This is a genomic window from Wenyingzhuangia heitensis, from assembly GCF_011762155.1.
In the GTDB taxonomy this organism is placed as follows: Bacteria; Bacteroidota; Bacteroidia; order Flavobacteriales; family Flavobacteriaceae; genus Wenyingzhuangia; species Wenyingzhuangia heitensis.
In genome coordinates this window covers 1-7,764 of sequence record NZ_JAASQL010000011.1, presented here as the reverse complement: position 1 = coordinate 7,764, position 7,764 = coordinate 1, and the positions used below count along the sequence as shown (strand labels likewise).

Here is a 7,764-nt window from a genome sequence, read left to right as displayed (position 1 = left end):
GCCAAATCTTTTTCGATTTGGCTTTAAAAAACAAAAAGTTAAAACAAACAAAAAAGCTCTGGCTTTGTACCTGCCCGAAAATCTTCCCGATTTTCTAACCGCACTAACCATAGCAAAATACGTTGGCAGTAATTTGACAGAACCTCAATATAAAAAATCATAAATGGAAAAAACTTGGGCATCTGGAGCTTTAGAATTATTAAGACACGCTGATGAACATATTAATAAAGAACAAGCATTTGACAAAAGAATTGCTTTTATAAGTATAGACAACTCAGTTGAAACAGCAATCAGAACCTTTATTTTTATGCCATTTAGTCTATCTAAAGTTAAATTTTCATTTAAAGAAAAAGACGAAATCGGAAATTCATTTCCGAAAATGGTTAATCTATTAAGTGAAAAAGCAAATAACAAAATATCTGGAATCGAATTATCTGACATAGAATTTTATCATAGGCTAAGAAATCAATTATATCACGATGGAACTGGGCTAAGCGTTGACAAAAATCATCTTGAAGCTTATAGAACTATTGGAGAATTATTACTTAAAAACTTATTTGAAATTGAATTTAATTATACTACTAAAGACAAGTCACTTCCTGGTTTAATCATATTTTGGGAAGAAATAGATAAATTGATAAAGAAATTATTTTTAAGAAATAATATTGACTTTAGTAATACGCTCAAATGGGAAGAAGCTCTGCAAAAAAAGATATTGACTAAACATCAAATAACATTATTTAATGAATTAAAAAAAATCAGAAATGAGCAAGTTCATTCATTACCAACTGAAATTAATCTAACAAGAATTTCTTACGGAATAGAAATAGCGACTGAATTAAGAAATAGTCTTGAAAAAGAAATGAAAGAAAAAATTCTAAACTTCTTTAAAGAAAATCCAACAGAAGTATTTGCTGTAAGAGCTATTGGTCATATATTTTCAATATCAAAAAGTGATGCATTTCACCTAATAGAAACTTTAGAGAAAGAAGGAAAAATTATATCCGGAATCGAAGAAGAAAGTGGAATTACATTCTTCCAAATATGTTAATCGAAAAACAAAAAACTACTGCCAACACCGTATATAATTTATTGCTGGCTTCTCGCCTACTTACGAAAGTCCTCGCGGACTTTCTTGGTCGGTAATTATTTACTAAATTAGTTGCTTTAAACACGCAACAAACCATATACAACAACGTTGGCAAATATAAAAACCAACAATCTGAAAATAAACACAATATAACTTTTATTATGATTTAAATATTTTTTGGTGTAAATTTACATCAAAATCGAATCTTATGACAAGACAAAGTATTTCATTCACACAACCAAATGATGAATGGTTAAAATCTCAAGTTGACAATAATGAATACTCTAGTAAGAGTGAACTTGTAAATGATTTAATAAGACAAGCTCGAAAACAACAAAGACAAATAGACTGGATAAGTTCTAAACTTGAAAAAGCAGAAAAAAGTGGATTTACAAACGACACTAAAGAACAAATATTAGCTGAATCTAAGTCTTTACTTAATGGTTAAATACAAGTTGAGTAATATTGCTAAAGAGGATTTAGTAAGAATTCATCATTATGGAGTTAAAAACTTTGGAATGGTACGAGCCGACAAATATTTTGACTCTTTTTTTGAACATTTTGAAATCATAGCTGAAAGTCCTTATTCTTTTGAATCTGTGAATTTTTTGAAAAAAGATTATAGACGTTGTGTTTGTGGTTCAGACAGTATTTATTACAGAATAAACAATAATGAAATTGTTGAAATCATGGCTATAATTGGAAAACAAGATTTGAATAATATTATTTAACGAGAAAAAATTACATTAGCCAACACCGGCTATAAAACATTTGAGCTTCACTCCTTTCTCGAAGTTTTTGGCTTCTTTATTTTGTCACAAAAGCCATTTACATTACTTTTAAAGTAAAATAATTAAATGGCTTTTGTTTGGTCCTAAATCCGATAGTTTATCGCTTTTAAACCCCAAACATTCCATAAGCCAATACCGTTGGCAAATATTATCGAAATGAAAAAAGTCAAAATCCATCCCACTGAATTAAATCATATAATCCATTCTGAAAAATTCACAATAGACTTATTTTTCATTCAAACTTTGATTCATTTATACGAATCAAATGTCATTAAATTTTCTTTTAAAAATGAAAAAAATGGGCTGTTTACAAAGAAAATATATTTTTTAAACATCAATGAAAACTTCTTTAATTATTCTCTCAAAAAATTTGAATATGACTTCGTTAGTGTTTTTTATGAAAATAATAGAGAAATAGAACTAAACAAGTACATCTCCCTAGTTATAAATAGAATATCCCTAAAACCTAATTGGAATAAAAATTTCGAATATAATTTAATTTTTGAAGAAACAATAAATGATAAAAAACAAGAAAACTCTCTAAATATAATTAAAACAACTAAGCACTTTAATTACTTTGAAATTTTAAAACCAAAAGTTAAACACGAAAACAAACTAAAGAAAAGTATTTATATTGAAAAGACAGATTTAAATTATAATCTATTAGATTTAGTTTATGAAAAATCAAAACTTTTTATTCTGAAAAAGGAAAGAAAATCAAGAAATTCTCATTGGGGAAATATAAATGCTACAGCGGGAATATAAAAACATTAGCCAACACCTGCTCATAATTAATGCGGGGTTTAGTTCTTTCTCAAAGTTTTGTCTATATTTACTAAGTCACCAAATCTTTTCGATTTGGCTTAGTAATCTAAAAAAAGAAACAAAACCAAACAAAAAGCTATGGCTTAGTCCAAACTCGAAAATCTTGTCGATTTCCAAGCCCGCACTAATCATAGCAAAATACGTTAGCCAGCATAGGTCAGAACCGCTAAAACTGGAAAAAACCACTTCCCTCCTCTTTTCTCTTTTTATGAAATATTCAATCGTTGAATGGTATTAAAATTACTTTGAAAAAGTCGTTTAAGAGAATTTTTCGGTTAGCTCCGCTGTTTTTTTATTTAGTCGCTTAAGAAATTGTTGAAAGTTATTTCTTTGCCTATAGAAAAGCTCATAAATCACTCCTAATAAAATTCTTTTGTTGAGAAAACAATATCCATCAATAGTTTACAAAAAGCTGAGAAATCACAGTTAAAATCAACTATTTTAAAATTTAGTTTTCAATGAAAAATTCTTTTAATAAATGAAATAATATGTAGTCCTGGGCTCTAAAATTCTCATTAAATAATAGTTTTTAATCTAATTCTAAAAAAATCAATTATGAATAAAATATTTTTCAACCTTTGAAAAATACGCAGGCTAACAACTGCTATAGTTAATGCGGGCTGAGTTTTTTCTCAATGTTTTTTCTATATTTACAACATCGCCAAATCTTTTTCGATTTGGCTTTAAAAAACAAAAAGTTAAAACAAACAAAAAAGCTCTGGCTTTGTACCTGCCCGAAAATCTTCCCGATTTTCAAGCCCGCACAAACCATAGCAAAATACGTTAACTTACATAGTTGAAAAAAATTCTATGATAAAGTTTGGGAATCAGTTTGGGTAAATTCTAAAAAACAACATTTCTAAACTTTGAAATATTTTTAATTATACTTCAGCAAATTTTCATCGCTTGCGGATTCAGTAGTTTTTCCTAAAATTAATTTATCGATAGTTTATAGAAAATAATCGTTGCTTCTTTCGGCTGTTTAAGTAGCTGTGTTGAGTTTTCTTTAATTTTGTTTCAAATGATATCTTAAATAAAAAATGAGCTTTAAAATCATTGAAAATCAAACTGTAGCTACGTGGAGTTTTTGAGAAATTTAATTCTAGAAAGTTTTAATCCTTGAAAAAAAAAAGTAGCAACGCAAGTTTTGAAAATTTAAGAAAACTATGGAAGTTTCTAATTTAAAAGAAATTAAAATCCTAATGAATTTAATTTAGTAGCAACGCTAACATTTTAATTTTTAGAAAAATTCTAGTAAATAAAATACGATAAGTTAACAACTGCTATAGTTAATGCGGACTGAGTTTTTTCTCAATGTTTTTTCTATATTTACAACATCGCCAAATCTTTTTCGATTTGGCTTTAAAAAACAAAAAGTTAAAACAAACAAAAAAGCTCTGGCTTTGTACCTGCCCGAAAATCTTCCCGATTTTCAAGCCCGCACAAACCATAGCAAAATACGTTGTAACCAATTACCAAAAATGTCCAAAAAAAAAAAAGAGAAAAGAAAAAAGACGTGAATTTTGGATTCCTACATTACTTTCCATAATCGCTATTTTAATATCTTTTTATTCTATATATAATGAAAATAAAATTGCGAAAAAATCAGGAAATTTTGATAAAGGTAAACTAAAACTAAAATTAGGTTACTTTAAATTGAATTCAGAAAAAACATCAATTGTTATTTTAGTAAATGAATCTAATGAAAATAATATTTTATTTACTGGAATACCTTTTGAAATTGACAATGAAGGAAATGCTAATGTTTTAGACTGTGGATTAACAATGACATATCCTAAAATTAATGGTGAAATTGCAGTAGATGCAATGAAATACTTTGAGTATAATCAAAATCCTATCGATTTCAAAAGAGAATTTTATGAAGAAGACAAATTCGACTATATTCTATATAAAATAAAGAAAATTCAACCAGGTGAAATTTTTTCTTTTTTTGAATTAACTAGTTTTCGAAATACAATCATAAAAGATAAAGTTGAGACAAAAGACAAAGACTCAATACCTATGATTGTTTCTTATGAAATGAAAATTGCATACAATTCAAAAATTAACCTAAAAGCAGATAATTTAAATGCTTTAAACTATAATTTAGTATATCATCATTTTGAAAAAAAAGATTGGGATAAAATTAAAAATGGAGATATGATTAAAAATTATTTATCTAACCCTGATAATGATGTTTATTTATTAGAAAAGTCTGATAATAATCAAAAAAGAATGGATAGTTTAGGTACTTTTTCAGTGAATAATTATAAAATAAATAAAATTAGAAAATTTCGATAAAACTGGTTACAACAACGGCTATAAAACATTTGGGCTTCCCTCCTTTCTCGAAGTTTCTGGCTTCTTTACTTTGTCACAAAAGCCATTTATATTACTTTTAGAAAAAATAATTAAATAGCTTTTGCTTGGTGTTAAATCCGATAATTGATCGCTTATTTACACTCCAAACGTTCCATAAGCCAAAACCGTTGGGCAAAATTAAAAATTAATGATCTATCATTATACAAGTATTGAAATATTAGCTCTTATTTTACATAATAAAAAGATTAGATTTAACAATTTAAATCAAGTTAATGATAGACTTGAAAGTACAAAATTTGAAAAATTGAAACTTTCTAATTATATATTTGTTAGTTGTTTTACAGAAAATAAAGAAGAAAACATTGCTCTTTGGAACATGTACTCCAACAATATGAAAGGAGTAAGAATTGGTATAAACAAAAAACCATTTAAACTAAAAAAAGTAAATCAAAAAACCACAAAAGCTAAAATACTAGTTGAGGGAGAAAAACACCTTCCTTTTACAATTGACGAATGCTTAAATAAAGATTATTTTATTTTCCCAAGTTTCATTAAACATGAAGAATTCTTTAAAAAAATAGAATATCTAAAAACTGAAGAGTTAAATAAAAAATTTAATGAGCTGATAAATATACAACAAGAAAATATATCCATTACTACTAAAAACTTAGCTATTTCGAAACATGAAAGGTGGGGATTTGAGGAAGAAAGCCGTTTTATATTATTGATACTTCCACCAATCAAAGACTTTAACGATGTTGGAGATTGTATAAAAAATATTGGTCAAAACAAACAATTACCATTTTCATTTTTTGACATAGAAATAGACGATAATTGCTTCGAAAATATTGAAATAACATTAGGTCCTAATTGCTCTGATTCTGATAAAAATATTGTTGATTCATTAATCAGTAAATATGGAATTAAAAAAAAATCGAAAGAAAGTGAATTAAAAGAAATCATTCGATTTAAATAAACTTTGCCCAACACCGGCTAAACTTAATGTGGGTTTTTAGGCTTTCTCGAAGTTTTTGGCTTATTTACTATGTCCGCTTAAACTTATTTGATTATTTTTAGGTCGACAAGATAAAAACAAAAAATAAGTCTAAGCTAAGTGGCTCGTTCGATAATCAGTCGATTATCAACTCCCACACTAAGCTTAGCCAAACACGTTAGCTTTAACAGGCAGTAAAATTCGGTCGAATTTTTAACAACTTACGAAACCATAAAATTCTTAGGAAATTGAAAGTACGTCACTCCTACTTTTTCACAAAACTTTTTGCTTGCTGAAAGTTCTATAACCTTAAAACAAAATAGTTTTTTACTTGCTGAGAAATTTAAACTTACTGAAATATTTCTTCTTTTAAAATCGTAGTTATGCTGAATTTTAATGTAGCAACGCTGAAACTACTCTTGCGTTTATTGAAATAGTAACTACGCAAAAATTATTCTTCGAAAGATATTTTAATAAGTCGAAAGCAAAAATTTAAAAGTATAACTAAGTTGAAATAACTCTTGCGTTTAAAAAAATAACTCCTGGTTTTAATTTTCAAAATAGTTTTTAAAAGCTGAAAAAGAAAGTCATTCTGGAATTCAGTAATTACGCTAAGTTTCAATAAAAGTTCAATATAAACTGAAACTTAAAAAGCTGCAAAAGCTAACACCGCATAAAAACAATTTGTGTTTGGTTTCTTTCCCAATGTTCTGTACTTTTAAACAAAAGTTAAATCAGTCGTTCGAAAAGGCTTTGCCTCTTTTCTCACAAACTGATTTTTATACAAATACGTTGTAAAAAACAGGAATACAAATCGTTCCATTGAATTACTTATTATGGAAATAAAAAATGCTATAATTAAAGAAAATAAAAAATATTTTGCTTTATTAGGAATATTATTTTTTTCATTAATCTTAGAAATATCTATGATTATTTTGTTCCTTCAAAAACACGAATTAGTTGTAGATGAACCGAAACATAAAATATTATTAATGTGTTTAATATTTATTGGAACTAGTTGGTCTTTATACTCACTTATTAAAAATAGACGAAAGATCGTAGTAAAAATAGTAGCACATAACAATGAAATAGTAACAACTTCAATTGGTTCATTCCCAATAGTTCGAAAATACTCAGTAGCAGATTTAAATATTGAAAAATTGTCCCTGAAATCTAATACGAATCCATCTTTAGTTAAAATATCTAATTCAAAAGGAAAAATATTATTCTACACTTCGAAAGATTTTTTAGACATAAAGAAATTAATAAACACAAAGTCCATTTTTCTAAATGAATTAAGCGAAATTTAAATCTCAGTAAAAGTCTGAAAATTGATTTAATACTTGGCTCTGACTGTCTGCATTTTACAACACCGGCTAAACTTCATGCGTGTTTTGTACTAACTTCAAAGTTTTGTTTGTATTTACTAGGTCGCCAAATCTTGTTGATTTGGCTTTGTGAAATCAAAAGAAACAAAACCAAACAAAAAGCTTCGGCTTAGTCCGTGTTCGAAAATCCGTTGATTTTCTTCCCGCACAAAGCCTAGCCAAATGTTAGCATACATAGTCCAAAAAATCTAAAATAGAGTTTGGGAATCAGTTTGGGTAAATTCTAAAAAACAACATTTCTAAACTTTGAAATATTTTTAATTATACTTCTACTAACTTTCATTGCTTGCTAGCTCAGTAGTTTTTCCTAAAATTCATTCATCGATATATTTTTAATGAAAAGAATCTTTTACT

Annotated in this window: 7 protein-coding genes; all 7 read left to right on the top strand. The window is 27.1% G+C overall.

Going from position 1 to position 7,764, the window contains the following annotated elements; all coding sequences use genetic code 11:
* Positions 1-163 precede the first annotated feature (163 nt).
* The 7 genes from FHR24_RS15310 (at position 164) to FHR24_RS15280 (ending at position 7,332) form a co-directional block, all read left to right on the top strand.
* Positions 164-1,051, top strand: coding sequence for a hypothetical protein (locus FHR24_RS15310; protein WP_167191038.1), 888 nt, complete (start codon positions 164-166; stop codon positions 1,049-1,051).
* A 247-nt stretch (positions 1,052-1,298) separates the two neighbouring features.
* Positions 1,299-1,538, top strand: coding sequence for a ribbon-helix-helix domain-containing protein (locus FHR24_RS15305; protein ID WP_167191035.1), 240 nt, complete (start codon positions 1,299-1,301; stop codon positions 1,536-1,538).
* Entirely contained in the window at positions 1,531-1,821 is a 291-nt protein-coding gene (locus FHR24_RS15300; RefSeq protein ID WP_167191032.1) for a type II toxin-antitoxin system RelE/ParE family toxin, read from the top strand. The genes FHR24_RS15305 and FHR24_RS15300 overlap by 8 nt, the downstream gene beginning before the upstream one ends.
* A 216-nt stretch (positions 1,822-2,037) precedes the next feature.
* Complete coding sequence (locus FHR24_RS15295; RefSeq protein WP_167191029.1) at positions 2,038-2,646, top strand: hypothetical protein; 609 nt, start codon at positions 2,038-2,040, stop codon at positions 2,644-2,646.
* A gap of 1,416 nt (positions 2,647-4,062) precedes the next feature.
* Complete coding sequence (locus FHR24_RS15290) at positions 4,063-5,007, top strand: hypothetical protein (RefSeq protein WP_167191027.1); 945 nt, start codon at positions 4,063-4,065, stop codon at positions 5,005-5,007.
* A 208-nt stretch (positions 5,008-5,215) separates the two neighbouring features.
* Positions 5,216-6,004, top strand: a complete 789-nt coding sequence (locus FHR24_RS15285; protein ID WP_167191024.1) for a DUF2971 domain-containing protein — start codon at positions 5,216-5,218, stop codon at positions 6,002-6,004.
* Positions 6,005-6,858: 854 nt separating this feature from the next.
* Complete coding sequence (locus tag FHR24_RS15280) at positions 6,859-7,332, top strand: hypothetical protein (protein WP_167191021.1); 474 nt, start codon at positions 6,859-6,861, stop codon at positions 7,330-7,332.
* The last annotated feature ends 432 nt before the right edge of the window (positions 7,333-7,764 follow it).